Origin of the sequence: Pantoea sp. MT58, assembly GCF_014495885.1 — a bacterium.
GTDB lineage: Bacteria > Pseudomonadota > Gammaproteobacteria > Enterobacterales > Enterobacteriaceae > Pantoea > Pantoea eucalypti.
The window spans coordinates 2859085-2872684 of the sequence record NZ_CP061083.1 but is presented as its reverse complement, the minus strand read 5'-3'; the positions used below and the strand labels follow the sequence as shown (position 1 = coordinate 2872684).

The window sequence follows — 13600 nt, the reverse complement described above, 5'->3', positions numbered from 1 at the left end:
CATCTCCTCAATTGTCGATGAATAGCCTTTCATGATAACCAAAAGCGCCACCAGTGCCAGCGGTCAGCCCGCTTCAGGCAGCAAAATGTTGCGAATGTTCCAGCGCGCCGCCTATCGCCTGCACCAGCTGACTCAGTGCCTGTGGCGTAATGATGTAGGGCGGCATCAGGTAGATCAGACGACCAAATGGCCGGATCCAGACGCCCTGTTCAACAAAGAACTGCTGCAGCGTCGCCATGTTGACCGCCTGATGCGTTTCCACCACGCCAATTGCGCCCAGCACGCGCACATCAGCCACCTGCGGTGAGTTGCGTAGCGGCAGCAGCTCAGCGCGCAGCTGCTGTTCGATGGCGGCCACCTGATGCTGCCAGTCTCCTTCCGCCAGCATGGTCAGGCTTTCTGCCGCGACCGCGCAGGCCAGCGGGTTGCCCATAAAGGTCGGGCCATGCATGAAACAGCCTGCCGCGCTGCGACTGATGGTGTCGGCCACGTCACGGGTGGTCAGCGTCGCCGCCAGCGTCATCATGCCGCCGGTCAGCGCTTTACCGACGCAGAGTATATCCGGCGTGATGCCCGCGTGTTCACAGGCGAAGAGTTTGCCGGTGCGACCAAAGCCGGTTGCGATCTCATCGGCGATCAGCAGCACGCCATAGCGATCGCAGGCTTCCCGCACCTGCTGCAGATAGCGTGGATGGTAGAAACGCATCCCGCCCGCACCCTGTACTATTGGCTCCAGAATCACCGCCGCCAGCTGCCGGTGATGCTGTTCAATCAGACGGGCGAAATCATCGAAATCGCGCTCGTCCCACTCATCATCAAAGCCGCAGGCGGGAGCCGCCGCAAAGTGATGCTCCGGCAGATAGCCGCGCCACAGGCTGTGCATTGAGTTCTCAGGATCGCACACCGACATCGCGGCAAAGGTATCGCCGTGATAGCCGCGTTTTAGCGTCAGGAACTGCTGGCGGGTTTCGCCCCGACCCAGCCAGTACTGCAGCGCCATCTTCATCGACACTTCCACCGCCACCGAGCCGGAATCGGCCAGGAAAACGCACTCCAGCGGCTCAGGCGTTATCGCCACCAGCTGACGGCAGAGCGCCACCGCCGCCGGGTGGGTAATGCCGCCAAACATCACGTGCGACATCTGTGTGACCTGCTCCGTCAGCGCCCGGTTCAGGCGGAGATGGTTATAGCCGTGGATCGCCGCCCACCATGATGACATCCCATCTACCAGCTCACGGCCATCGGCCAGTTGCAGCTGAAAACCCTGCGCGGTAACAACCGGATAGCAGGGCAGCGGATTCTGCATTGAGGTGTAGGGATGCCAGATATGCTGGCGGTCAAAACGGGCATCATCTGAGGAAAAAACAGGGGTAGTCATCGGAGTTGTAAACCAAAATAAAAAAATATAGTTTACAAGTATACCCCTGCTTTTCGTCGGGATGACACCCTTTTCTGGAGTAAGTAATGGCTCAACGCTGGACAATTGCACAGGCACAAGCGCTGTTTGATCAACCTTTTCTCGAACTGATGTTTCAGGCGCAACAGGTGCATCGTCAGCACTTCGACCCGCGCCAGGTACAGGTCAGTACCCTGCTGTCGATTAAAACCGGTGCCTGTCCGGAAGATTGCAAATACTGCCCGCAGAGCGCGCGCTATAAAACCGGCCTGGAGTCGGAGCGTCTGATGGAAGTGGAAGAGGTGCTGACCTCCGCGCGTCAGGCCAAAGCTGCTGGTTCAACCCGTTTCTGCATGGGAGCCGCGTGGAAAAACCCGCACGAGCGCGATATGCCTTACCTGGAAAAGATGGTCGAAGGCGTGAAGGCGATGGGGATGGAAACCTGCATGACGCTGGGCACGCTCAGCGACGACCAGGCGCAGCGCCTGGCGGGCGCGGGCCTCGATTACTACAACCATAACCTCGACACCTCGCCGGAATTCTATGGCTCCATCATCACCACCCGCAGCTATCAGGAACGTCTGGATACGCTGGGTAAAGTGCGTGACGCCGGGATCAAAGTCTGTTCGGGCGGCATCGTTGGCCTGGGCGAAACCGTGAACGACCGTGCAGGTTTGCTGGTGCAGTTAGCCAACCTGCCGACACCACCGGAGAGCGTGCCGATCAACATGCTGGTGAAAGTGAAAGGTACACCGCTGGCGGATAACGATGACGTCGAACCGTTCGATTTTATCCGCACCATCGCGGTGGCGCGGATCATGATGCCGACCTCGCATGTACGTCTCTCGGCGGGCCGCGAGCAGATGAGCGAGCAGACCCAGGCGATGTGCTTTATGGCCGGGGCGAACTCGATTTTCTACGGCTGCAAACTGCTGACCACACCGAATCCGGAAGAGGATAAAGACCGCGTGCTGTTCCGCAAACTGGGGCTGAACCCGGAACATACTCACACCCAGCATGGCGATCAGCAGCAGGAACAGCAACTCAGCGAGCAGCTGTTCCATGCCGACACTGAACAGTTTTACAACGCGGCACTGTAATGAGCTGGCAGCAACGACTCCGGCAGGGGCTGGCGCAGCGCCGTGCGGCTGATGGCTGGCGGCAGCGTCGGGTTATCGATGAGCAATCGACCCGCACACTGCAGAGCGGTGGCCGCAACTATCTTCACTTCTCCAGCAATGACTATCTCGGCTTAACCCGCCATCCGGCGGTGATAGCCGGCTGGCAGCAGGGTGCGGCGCTGGCAGGCGCGGGGGCGGGCGCTTCAGGGCATGTCACCGGTTATCACCGTCAGCACGCCGATCTTGAGGCGCAACTGGCCGACTGGCTCGGCTATGACTGTGCGCTGCTGTTCATCTCTGGCTTTGCCGCCAATCAGGCGGTGATTCATCTGCTGGGTGAGAAAAACGATCGTATCCTGGCCGATAAGCTCAGCCATGCCTCGCTGCTCGACGCTGCCAGCCACAGCCCGGCGCAGCTGCGTCGTTTCAGTCACAACGCACCTGAGAGTCTGGCGGCGCGGCTCGCATTACCCTGCGAGGGGGAAACGCTGGTTGTGACCGAGGGCATTTTCAGCATGGATGGTGACAGCGCGCCGCTCGCTGCACTGGCGCAACAGACGCGCCAGGCTGAGGGCTGGCTGCTGGTGGATGATGCGCACGGCATCGGTGTGGTGGGTGAGCAGGGGCGCGGCAGCTGCTGCCTGCAGGGCGTTAAACCGGAACTGCTGGTGGTCACTTTTGGCAAAGCCTTTGGCGTCAGCGGTGCCGCGCTGCTCTGTGATGCGGAGACTGCCGACTATTTCCTGCAGTTCAGCCGGCATCTGATCTGCTCCACCGCGATGCCCGCCGCGCAGGCTGTTGCACTGCAGGCGGCGCTGCAGGTTATTCAGCAGGGCGATGCATTGCGCCAGCAGCTGCAGCAGAACATCCGGCATTTCCGGCGCGGCGCAGCCTCACTGCCGTGGCAACTGATGAACTCAGAGAGTGCGATTCAGCCGCTGCTGGTGGGTGAAAATAGCGATGCGATGACCCTCTCTCAGCGTCTGGCTGAAGCGGGCTGCTGGGTCAGCGCCATCCGGCCGCCCACCGTGCCGCCGGGAACGGCACGGCTGCGCATTACCCTGACGGCGGCACATCGCCCGGAAGATATCGATCGGTTACTGGAGGTGCTGCATGACGCTGCGGATTGATAAGCAGGCGGTTGCACGCGCTTTTGGCCGGGCGGCCAGCCATTACGACGCCCATGCGGCGCTGCAACGCCTTAGCGGCGATGCGCTGCTGGCTCTCGCACCGGCTCACAGCGGGGTTCAACTGCTGGATGCCGGATGTGGCACCGGCTGGTACAGCAGGCTGTGGCGCGAACGCGGCAAACAGGTGACGGCACTGGATCTCTCGCCACAGATGCTGCAACAGGCGCGGGATAACGACGCGGCGCACTGCTATCTGGCGGGCGACATCGACGCGCTGCCGCTGGCGGATAACAGCATCGACCTGGTATGGAGCAACCTGGCGGTGCAGTGGAGTGAAGATCTGCCCGGCGCGCTGCGCCAGTTCCGGCGGGTGCTGCGATCCAATGGCACGCTGCTGTTTTCCACGCTGGGCGACGGTTCGCTGCAGGAGGTTCATGAAGCCTGGTCTCATCTGGATGCGTTGCCGCACGCCAACCGCTTTCTTAGCGAGCCGCAGATTGCAGCGGCCTGCCAGGCAGAGCAACTGCGTTGCAGCTCAGAGGAGGTGACGCTGCATTTCCCCGATGCGCTCAGCGCCATGCGATCCCTGAAGGGGATTGGGGCGACCCATCTGCATCAGGGCCGCGACGGGCAGATACTCACCCGGCGACGGCTTAACCAGTTAGAGGCGCACTGGCCGCGCGATCGGCACGGTTATCGCCTGAGTTACCATTTAATTTATGGAGTCACGCTTTCATGAAACGGTTTTTTATTACCGGCACCGACACTGAAGTCGGTAAAACTGTCGCCAGCGGCGCACTGTTGCAGGCCGCTGCCACAGCAGGCTTTCGCTGTGCGGGCTATAAGCCGGTTGCGTCGGGCTGTGAGATGACACCAGAGGGGATCCGCAACAGCGATGCGCTGGCGTTGCAGCGATTCAGCAGTGTGCCGTTAACCTATCAGCAGGTGAATCCGCTGGCGTTTATGGAACCCACCTCGCCGCACATCGTCAGCGCTGAAGAGGGCAGAACGATTACCCATCTGGCCCTGTCAGCCGGTCTGGCGGCGCTGGAGCCACTGGCGGACTGGATTCTGGTCGAGGGCGCAGGCGGCTGGTACACGCCGCTGTCAGAGACACACACCTATGCAGACTGGGTAGTCAGCGAAAAGCTGCCCGTTATTCTGGTGGTGGGAATTAAGCTCGGCTGCATCAACCACGCGATGCTCACCGCAGAGGCGGTGCGGGCGCGTGGCCTGCCGCTGGTGGGATGGATCGCCAACACCGTGGAACCGCCTGGCAAACGCTATCCGGAGTATCTCACCAGCCTGAAAAACCGACTGCCTGCGCCCTGTCTGGGCACGATCCCGTATCTTACTGATGCGGCGCAGCAGGCGTCATGTGGTCACTACCTGACGCTTCCGGCGTAAGCCTCAGGCCACCGTCAGCCACTTATCGACGGTGTGGTCATCCAGCTGTTCCATGCTGCCCTGCGCCACATTGCGACCGCGGTGCAGCAGCAGAAAATAGTCTGCCACGCGACGGATCAGCGACAGTCGCTGTTCAAGTAGCAGGATGGTCAGCCCGTAGTCGAGATTAAGACGACGAATCAGGTTGCCCATCTCCTCTTCCAGCCACGGCGACATCCCGTCAGTCGGCTCATCCAGAATCAGCAATTTGGGCTGCAGCACCAGTGCGCGCGCCAGGGCCAGCTGTTGCTGTTGATCGATCGGCAGATCGCCGCTGCGCTGCTGTCGCAGTGAATAAAGCGCCGGAAACAAATCAAATACCATTTCGGGAATGGCGCGATGGCGATCACGCTGGCTGGCCCCCGCCAGCAGGGCAATCAGCAGGTTATCTTCCACGCTCATCTGCGTAAAAATATGGCGGCCCTGTGGCACATAGCCAATGCCCATCTGTGCCCGCTGTTCAGCGGGCTGCAGCAGCAGATCTTCCGGCGGTGAGCCATCCTCTTTCCAGGAGATAGAGCCGCTGTTAATCGGCAGTCTGCCCATGATGCAGTTGACCAGCGTGGTTTTCCCCATGCCTTGACGACCCAGAACGCCCGTGCAGGTGCCAGGTGCCAGATCCAGATCCACATCCCACAGAATATGGTTCTGACCGTAAAATTGATTGACCGAACGTAGACTCAGCATCTGACACTCTCCTTCCCGATCATTAGCCTGATTGCATCCGCTCTCTGTCGTCTGGCAAACAAGTCTTCAGCAACAGCTGTCTCGCTATTGCAGCACAGTGCGCGTGAAGCGCGTTGACGCCAGTCATTCCTGCAATTCTCAGGCCAGATCTAAAAACGGTCCTGATTCCGGCCGGGATGCCATGTTTAAGGGATAAAAGTTGAGAAAAACTTATCAATTCCCCACGGTAGTCACGCCGCTGCACTTTTGCAGTGCCTCCGGGCGCTGTTTCTGGTGCAGACGGTGTGTTAAGAGGCAATTAAGTCTGATTAAGAATCTTAGTGGATTGATGAAAATTTGCGTGATACATCAGGTGGACGATGAAAAATGCAGAATATTCCGTCAGCGGCTGACGCGAAATTTAACGCAAAAAAAATTATTTTCGAGGCGATGAAGGAGCAGGGAAAAATTATACACAGCTGATGGCGGCGGGGCTGCCATCACTTATCCACCATTCCTGTGGATAACCTTGTGCATTAGGTTATGAAAACCAGTTGGAAGCGAGGAAATACGCGGCCTGGTAACATTATGACGAGAATCTGGCCTTGTGGCCTAAAGTAAATTAAATCAGTAGGTTATCAAAAAACAAGCCTGCGAATTATCTGTCAGGTAACCGAACTGTAATTTTGTGACGCTCTATTGACAAATGTTAAATCTGATCCGGGTCTGGGGATAACATTGCGCAACAGACTTTGTGCTATCGCTACGACGTCGCCGGTTCAAAAAGTCTCATTGTGCTGACGTTAACAATGCATCATTACTGTTTTTATATCCAGTATTATTTTCTGGCAAAATCACCATAGCAGAGTAAAATAAGTGCCTGCCCGCCGACTTCTCCAGCAGGAACTGCATTCATGACCAAAGCCTTTAAATTGAATTCCGCCTTCAAACCTTCGGGCGATCAGCCTGAGGCGATTCGTCGCCTGGAAGAGGGGCTGGAGGATGGACTGGCCCATCAGACCTTATTGGGTGTGACGGGTTCTGGTAAGACCTTTACCGTCGCCAACGTGATTGCCGACCTCAACCGCCCGACAATGGTGCTGGCCCCGAACAAGACGCTGGCCGCCCAGCTTTATGGCGAGATGAAAGAGTTTTTCCCGGATAACGCCGTCGAGTTTTTCGTCTCTTACTACGATTATTACCAGCCTGAAGCCTATGTACCGAGCTCAGACACTTTTATTGAAAAAGATGCATCGGTTAACGAACACATTGAGCAGATGCGTCTCTCGGCCACTAAGGCGCTGCTGGAGCGGCGCGACGTTATCGTCGTCGCGTCAGTTTCGGCAATCTATGGTCTGGGCGATCCCGATCTCTATCTGAAAATGATGCTGCACCTCACCCGCGGCATGATTATTGATCAGCGTAGCATCCTGCGCCGCCTGTCAGAATTGCAATACACCCGTAACGATCAGGCGTTTCAGCGCGGTACTTTCCGCGTGCGTGGTGAAGTGATCGATATTTTCCCGGCAGAGTCGGACGATATTGCGCTGCGCGTTGAACTGTTTGATGAAGAGGTGGAGCGTCTGTCGCTGTTTGACCCGCTGACCGGCCAGATCGATTCCGTGGTGCCGCGTTTTACCATTTACCCCAAGACGCACTATGTCACGCCACGTGAGCGCATTCTGCAGGCAATGGAAGATATCAAAGTCGAGCTGGCGGACCGCCGCCGGGTGCTGCTTGAGAATAATAAGTTGCTGGAAGAGCAGCGCATTACCCAGCGTACCCAGTTTGACCTGGAGATGATGAGCGAACTGGGCTACTGCTCTGGCATCGAGAACTACTCGCGGTATCTTTCTGCACGCGGACCGGGCGAAGCCCCGCCGACACTGTTTGATTATCTGCCGGCGGATGGCCTGCTGGTAGTGGATGAGTCACACGTCACCATTCCGCAGATTGGCGGCATGTACAAAGGTGACCGGGCGCGTAAAGAGACGCTGGTTGAGTATGGCTTCCGCCTGCCGTCGGCGCTGGATAACCGTCCGATGAAGTTTGAAGAGTTTGAAGCACTGGCGCCGCAGACCATCTATGTTTCTGCCACGCCGGGCAAATATGAGCTGGAAAAATCGGGCGACGAAGTGGTCGATCAGGTGGTACGTCCTACCGGCCTGCTGGACCCCATCATTGAAGTGCGCCCGGTCGGGACGCAGGTCGACGATTTGCTGTCAGAAATCCGTCAGCGCGTGGCAATCAACGAACGTGTGCTGGTCACGGTGCTGACCAAACGCATGGCTGAAGATCTCACCGAGTATCTGACGGAGCATGGCGAGAAGGTGCGTTATCTGCACTCCGATATCGACACTGTGGAGCGTATGGAGATTATTCGCGACTTACGTCTGGGGGAGTTTGATGTGCTGGTGGGCATCAACTTACTGCGTGAGGGGCTGGATATGCCGGAAGTCTCTCTGGTCGCGATTCTGGATGCGGATAAAGAGGGCTTCCTGCGTTCTGAACGATCGCTGATTCAGACCATTGGTCGTGCGGCGCGTAACATCAACGGTAAGGCGATTCTTTACGGCGATAAAATTACGCCGTCGATGGCACGCGCCATTGAAGAGACCGAGCGTCGCCGTGAGAAGCAGCAGCTACACAACGAGCAAAACGGCATTGTGCCGCAGGGGCTGAACAAGAAGATCACCGATATTCTGGAACTGGGTAACAACATAGTGAAAACCCGCGGCAAAGCGAAACCGGCACGTCCTGGCGAAGCCCAGGCACTGGCCGATTTCAAGCTGCTAACGCCGCAGGCTCTGCAGAAAAAGATTCACGAGCTGGAAGGGCAGATGCAGCAACACGCGCAGAACCTGGAGTTCGAACAGGCGGCAAATGTGCGCGATCAGCTGCATGAGCTGCGAACGCTGTTTATTGCGGCCTCGTAGCGCCGTCAAAGCCCTGAATGGCGTGTTCCAGCGCCACCCGTAATAGCTGGCGGTCGTGACGATATTTGATGTCGGCGGCCTCCAGCGGTTCCCGGACAATCAAACGGTTTTCAATGCCCTCTGTCGCCACTGACGGGCCGACCACCACCGCATCAATGACTCGCTTGCCAATGTAACGCTCCATCATCTGAAGCTTATCAGCCACAGACAGACTGGCGGCAGCGGGACTGAGCTCACGGCCCAGATTGCCGATAAACACCATGGTGGCGGGCGTGCGACGCAATGCCTGCGCCATCTCTTCCATCAGCAGAATCGGCATCAGGCTGGTGTAAAAACTGCCTGGACCAATCAGGATCAGATCCGCGTCACCTATCGCCTGCAATGCTTCCCGGGTGGGCTGGACGTTGGGATGCAGCATCAATTCCTGTGGCGGCTGTTTCATCTCGTCAATGGCGGTTTCACCGTAAACCATATTACCTTCGGCATCCATCGCCACCAAATCCACCGGCTGTTCTGACATCGGGATTAAAAAGGCATCCACTTTCAGCAGGTTGCGGATGATATTAATCGCTTCAAGCGGACGTACGCTCAAATGATCCAGCGCCCGCAGCATGAGGTTACCGAGATTGTGTCCGGCCAGTTCGCCGTTACCGGCAAAGCGATACTCAAACATCGCTGAGGCGACGCTGGGTTCCGCAATCAGCTGGTTGAGGCAGTTACGCATGTCGCCCCAGGCGATCCCGCCTTCGGAGCGGCGAATACGGCCGGTTGATCCGCCGTTGTCGGTGGTGGTGACGATACCGGTGAGACGCGAGCCCAGCGGGGAAAGGGCAGACATCACGCGGCCTAAACCGTGTCCGCCTCCCAGTGCCACAACGCGATCAAGATCGGCCAGTGTGCGATTCATACTTCTCCTTAAAATCCGTTCGCGTGGCGAGGCTCTAAACGCTAAGCCCGCGCGGATGACATGCGTCAAAATCTGGATCGCATTTTAACGTATCCTGTCGCTAACATGCGGTGAAAATTCGATATGTATAAGAATATATAGCGAAAAGAGCACATGGAAGAGTGGCGAAATACACGCTACCATCATGCTTACCGCGCTGATCAACGGGTCAGCGTACACTCAAGCCTGAATGCCTAAGTCTGCGGATAGGGGGTTCAGGCCGTAGCCATCGAGCTGCCAGGGTGCAGGAAGAAATGACTGCATCTCCCAATCTGGAAAGGTGTTCTGGTGTCACAATTTACTGATGCATACGCGCGTAAGTTCTATTACCTGCGCCTGTCGGTCACGGATGTCTGTAATTTCCGCTGTACCTACTGCCTGCCTGACGGCTACAAACCGCAGGGAATTCGTAACAAAAGCTTTCTCTCTCTGGATGAAATCCGCCGTGTCACGCGGGCCTTCGCCGCTGCCGGCACCGAAAAAGTGCGGCTGACCGGCGGTGAGCCGTCGCTGCGCCGTGATTTCACCGACATCATTGCGGCGGTCCGTGAAAACGCTTCTATCCGCCAGATCGCGGTGACCACTAACGGCTACCGGCTGGCGCGTGATGTGAAGCAGTGGCGCGAGGCGGGTTTAACCGCACTTAACGTCAGCGTCGACAGTCTGGATGCCCGTCAGTTTCACGCTATTACCGGTCAGGATAAATTCCATCAGGTGATGAGCGGCATCGATGCCGCGCTGGACGCCGGTTTTCGCCAGGTCAAAGTCAATAGTGTGCTGATGCGCGATCTCAACAGCCGTAATCTGGCGACGTTCCTCGACTGGATCCGCACCCGCCCGATCCAGCTGCGTTTTATCGAACTGATGGAAACCGGCGACGGCGGCACGCTGTTCCGCGAGCAGCACGTTTCCGGCATGGTGATCCGCGATCAACTGATCGCCCAGGGCTGGCAGCGCCGCGAAAGTGGACGCAGTGACGGGCCGGCGCAGGTCTTTTACCATCCCGATTATGTCGGCGAGATTGGCCTGATCATGCCTTACGCCAAAGATTTCTGTGCCAGCTGCAACCGTCTGCGCGTCTCAGCGCACGGTAATCTGCACCTGTGCCTGTTTGGTGACGGCGGCGTACCGCTGCGCGACCTGCTGGCGTCCGATGAGCAGCAGGCCGAACTGCAGGCGCGCATTGCCAGCAGCCTGGGGCAGAAAAAGCAGACCCACTTCCTGCATCAGGGCAACACCGGCATCACACAGAATCTCTCTTACATTGGCGGCTAATTTCAGGAGGAAGTATGGGTAAACCAGCCAGCGAATTTCAGGCATTGCAGATGGCGGTGATGACGGTGTCAGATCGCCGCGATGCCAGCAACGATACCTCCGGCGACTACCTGCGCGAGGCGGCAGCAGAAGCGGGTCATGAGGTGGTTGATCACGCCATCGTGCCGGATAATCTCTATCGCATCCGCGCCACCGTGTCGCGCTGGATCGCCAGTGAAGATGTACAGGTGGTGATTATTAATGGCGGCACCGGCTTTAACCTGAAAAACAGCACCCCGGAAGCCCTGCTGCCACTGTTTGATCGCGAGATTGACGGCTTTGGCGAACTGTTCCGGATGGTCTCCTATGAAGAGATTGGCGGTTCAACATTGCAGTCGCGCGCCGTTGCCGGTCTGGCTAACGGGACGCTTATTCTGGCTGTGCCGGGATCAACCAGCGCCTGCCGTACTGCCTGGGAGCGGATTATTGCTGACCAGCTTGATGCGCGCACCGCGCCCTGTAATTTTGTCTCACATCTGAAGAAACGGTAAGAACGGTAAGTATGTCTCAACTCACACACATTAACGCCGCGGGCGAAGCGCACATGGTGGATGTCTCCGCCAAAGCTGAAACCGTGCGAGAAGCGCGGGCAGAAGTGCTGGTGCTGATGCAGCCTGAAACGCTGCAGATGATTATGGAAGGCAGCCACCACAAAGGGGATGTCTTTGCCACGGCGCGCATCGCCGGGATTCAGGCAGCAAAACGCACCTGGGAGCTGATTCCGCTCTGTCATCCGCTGATGCTGAGCAAAGTGGAAGTGAATCTGGAAGCGGAACCGGATCATAATCGGGTTCGCATTACCACGCTCTGTCGCCTCACCGGCAAAACCGGCGTCGAGATGGAAGCGCTGACGGCCGCCTCGGTTGCCGCCCTCACCATCTACGACATGTGCAAAGCGGTACAGAAAGATATCGTCATCGATCAGTTGCGTTTAATCAGCAAGAGCGGCGGTAAAAGCGGCGATTTCCAGGCGGTCGCGCATGATTAAGGTGCTGTTTTTTGCCCAGGTGCGTGAGCTGACCGGCACGGCATCACTTGAGGTCGGTGCTGATTACCCGGATGTGGCCACGCTGCGTAGTGCGCTGGCCGACCGCAACGATCGCTGGGCGCTGGCGCTGGAGTCAGGCAAACTGCTGGCGGCGGTCAATCAGACGCTGGTGCCGATGACGCATCCGCTGCACGCCGGGGATGAAGTCGCCTTTTTCCCGCCCGTGACCGGAGGCTGAGATGGAAACGCAGATTCGCGTTGGCCCTGCACCCTTTGATATGGCGGAAGCGTATCGCTGGCTGGCGGCCTGTGATGAAGATGGTGCGGTGGTAACCTTTACCGGCAAAGTCCGCAACCACAATCTGGGTGATAACGTGGCGGCGTTGATGCTGGAGCACTATCCCGGCATGACCGAAAAAGCGCTGCAGGAGATTGTGGATGCGGCGCGCGAACGCTGGCCACTGCAACGGGTTACCGTGATTCATCGCGTCGGCGAACTGTTTCCCGGCGATGAAATCGTGCTGGTGGGTGTGACCAGTGCGCATCGCAGCAGCGCCTTTTCTGCCGCAGAGTTCATTATGGATTACCTGAAAACCCGCGCCCCCTTCTGGAAGCGTGAAGCGACTGAGCAGGGCGATCGCTGGGTGGACGCCCGCGACAGCGATCACCAGGCAGCTCAGCGCTGGGACTAAGGCGGCGTTAATGGCTCAGCGGGCCAGACCCTTTTCGCCCGCTGAGTCTCCTCTGTGTATCCACACGCCACTGCCAGAAAACACGCTTATCACGTCGCTTAAGGCTGCTTTAGCTGCTCCGCAGGGCCAAACCCGGTCTGGCCGTGGCTGTGTTCACCACCGCCAGTGGTGCGCTTCAGCTGAATAACCTGACCCTTTTCCCAGGCATTGGCGCCCGGTGCCGCCGGATGCGCTACGATATCCGCTCGTTCGGCACGGATCTGTTTACTGTCGACGTCAAAGCGGCGATCGCGGTCTGCCAGCAGTCGCGAATCCATCTGACCATCCGCTGTAAAGCCCATCATCAAGGCCGGAATGCCAATTGGCAGCGTTTTATCACGATCCGTGTGCCAGGTGTGCCAGGTCTTTCCGTAGGTGTTCGCGATGCGTGTCATCAGGGCATGGTCGGCGGCGGCGGGTAAGCCCGGCGCAATCAGCGTGCCCGATTTCACCTCATACTGATGGCTGTGCCACAGTTTCTTCTCTTCCGGCGGCAGGGTCTTAAACAGCCGTTCGCTGATAATGTACTCCACGCCCATCAGCCGTGCGTCGCGCGTATTGCCGTCGTAAATCACCGCCTGCATCACATCGTCGTTCAGCACGGTGACATAGTGGTGCGCCTCCATCTGACCGTTCCTGTCGCCGTTATAAAAATGGAAGCCATCGAGATAGGTGTTAATGGCGTCGATAGGCGGACGTGACTGCATCACGCTGGCACCCGTCTCCAGCACCTTAAGCGAGGAGGAGGTGGGCGCGCCCGGTGACTGCACCTGGGCAGGCGTATTATTGGCGCCGCAGCCGGTTAATAACAGGCTGAAGGCCGCAACAGGCCAGAGTTTAAACATCGTAAGTTCCTTTAACGTTAAAAAAGGTAACCTTAGTTCAGTTCTCGCCTGCCTGCGAAACGCTGGCAATGGTAGACTAGG

The 13600-nt window shown here is 57.9% G+C and carries 14 protein-coding genes and 1 riboswitch; of the genes, 10 read left to right on the top strand and 4 right to left on the bottom strand.

Annotated features, from left to right (window positions below; genetic code table 11):
- Positions 1 to 73 precede the first annotated feature (73 nt).
- Positions 74 to 1378 (bottom strand): adenosylmethionine--8-amino-7-oxononanoate transaminase, encoded by a 1305-nt coding sequence (gene bioA, locus IAI47_RS13535; RefSeq protein ID WP_008925046.1) that lies wholly within the window; start codon positions 1376 to 1378, stop codon positions 74 to 76.
- Between the two features lie 86 nt (positions 1379 to 1464).
- Between bioA and bioB the strand changes: the two genes are divergently transcribed.
- Genes bioB through bioD form a run of 4 tightly spaced genes read left to right on the top strand, consistent with a single transcriptional unit; the run spans position 1465 to position 5054 of the window.
- The gene (gene bioB, locus IAI47_RS13530) at positions 1465 to 2496 is read left to right on the top strand and encodes a biotin synthase BioB (protein WP_003851866.1); all 1032 of its coding nucleotides are present in this window, start codon (positions 1465 to 1467) and stop codon (positions 2494 to 2496) included.
- Positions 2496 to 3647 carry an 8-amino-7-oxononanoate synthase gene (gene bioF / locus IAI47_RS13525; protein WP_187961142.1) on the top strand — a complete coding sequence of 384 codons (1152 nt, stop codon included), beginning with the start codon at positions 2496 to 2498 and terminating at the stop codon, positions 3645 to 3647. The genes bioB and bioF overlap by 1 nt, the downstream gene beginning before the upstream one ends.
- Positions 3631 to 4386 (top strand): malonyl-ACP O-methyltransferase BioC, encoded by a 756-nt coding sequence (gene bioC / locus IAI47_RS13520; protein WP_008925048.1) that lies wholly within the window; start codon positions 3631 to 3633, stop codon positions 4384 to 4386. Before bioF ends, bioC begins: the two co-directional genes overlap by 17 nt.
- On the top strand, positions 4383 to 5054 hold the full coding sequence (gene bioD / locus IAI47_RS13515; protein ID WP_008925049.1) for a dethiobiotin synthase: 672 nt from the start codon (positions 4383 to 4385) through the stop codon (positions 5052 to 5054). Before bioC ends, bioD begins: the two co-directional genes overlap by 4 nt.
- A 3-nt stretch (positions 5055 to 5057) precedes the next feature.
- Here bioD and IAI47_RS13510 read toward each other — a convergent pair whose 3' ends face one another.
- Entirely contained in the window at positions 5058 to 5780 is a 723-nt protein-coding gene (locus IAI47_RS13510; protein ID WP_003851859.1) for an ABC transporter ATP-binding protein, read from the bottom strand.
- Positions 5781 to 6673: 893 nt separating this feature from the next.
- Between IAI47_RS13510 and uvrB the strand changes: the two genes are divergently transcribed.
- The gene (gene uvrB, locus IAI47_RS13505) at positions 6674 to 8695 is read left to right on the top strand and encodes an excinuclease ABC subunit UvrB (protein ID WP_003851852.1); all 2022 of its coding nucleotides are present in this window, start codon (positions 6674 to 6676) and stop codon (positions 8693 to 8695) included.
- On the opposite strand, the gene yvcK is transcribed toward uvrB, so the two are convergent.
- Entirely contained in the window at positions 8679 to 9602 is a 924-nt protein-coding gene (yvcK, locus tag IAI47_RS13500) for a uridine diphosphate-N-acetylglucosamine-binding protein YvcK (protein WP_003851850.1), read from the bottom strand. The two genes, uvrB and yvcK, sit on opposite strands and share 17 nt — an antisense overlap.
- Positions 9603 to 9806: 204 nt before the next feature.
- Positions 9807 to 9940: riboswitch (molybdenum cofactor riboswitch) on the top strand.
- Here yvcK and moaA point away from each other — a divergent pair.
- The 5 genes from moaA (at position 9930) to moaE (ending at position 12635) form a co-directional block, all read left to right on the top strand.
- On the top strand, positions 9930 to 10916 hold the full coding sequence (moaA, locus tag IAI47_RS13495; RefSeq protein WP_008925051.1) for a GTP 3',8-cyclase MoaA: 987 nt from the start codon (positions 9930 to 9932) through the stop codon (positions 10914 to 10916). Its footprint overlaps the riboswitch before it by 11 nt.
- A gap of 14 nt (positions 10917 to 10930) precedes the next feature.
- Positions 10931 to 11446, top strand: coding sequence for a molybdenum cofactor biosynthesis protein B (gene moaB / locus IAI47_RS13490; RefSeq protein WP_008925052.1), 516 nt, complete (start codon positions 10931 to 10933; stop codon positions 11444 to 11446).
- Positions 11447 to 11457: 11 nt separating this feature from the next.
- Complete coding sequence (gene moaC, locus IAI47_RS13485) at positions 11458 to 11943, top strand: cyclic pyranopterin monophosphate synthase MoaC (protein WP_008925053.1); 486 nt, start codon at positions 11458 to 11460, stop codon at positions 11941 to 11943.
- Positions 11936 to 12181: a molybdopterin synthase sulfur carrier subunit gene (gene moaD, locus IAI47_RS13480; RefSeq protein WP_003851844.1), complete on the top strand. Its 246-nt coding sequence runs from the start codon at positions 11936 to 11938 to the stop codon at positions 12179 to 12181. The genes moaC and moaD overlap by 8 nt, the downstream gene beginning before the upstream one ends.
- Position 12182: 1 nt before the next feature.
- On the top strand, positions 12183 to 12635 hold the full coding sequence (moaE, locus tag IAI47_RS13475) for a molybdopterin synthase catalytic subunit MoaE (RefSeq protein WP_008925054.1): 453 nt from the start codon (positions 12183 to 12185) through the stop codon (positions 12633 to 12635).
- A gap of 98 nt (positions 12636 to 12733) precedes the next feature.
- Here moaE and IAI47_RS13470 read toward each other — a convergent pair whose 3' ends face one another.
- Positions 12734 to 13519 carry an OBAP family protein gene (locus tag IAI47_RS13470; protein WP_008925055.1) on the bottom strand — a complete coding sequence of 262 codons (786 nt, stop codon included), beginning with the start codon at positions 13517 to 13519 and terminating at the stop codon, positions 12734 to 12736.
- Between the last annotated feature and the right edge of the window lie 81 nt (positions 13520 to 13600).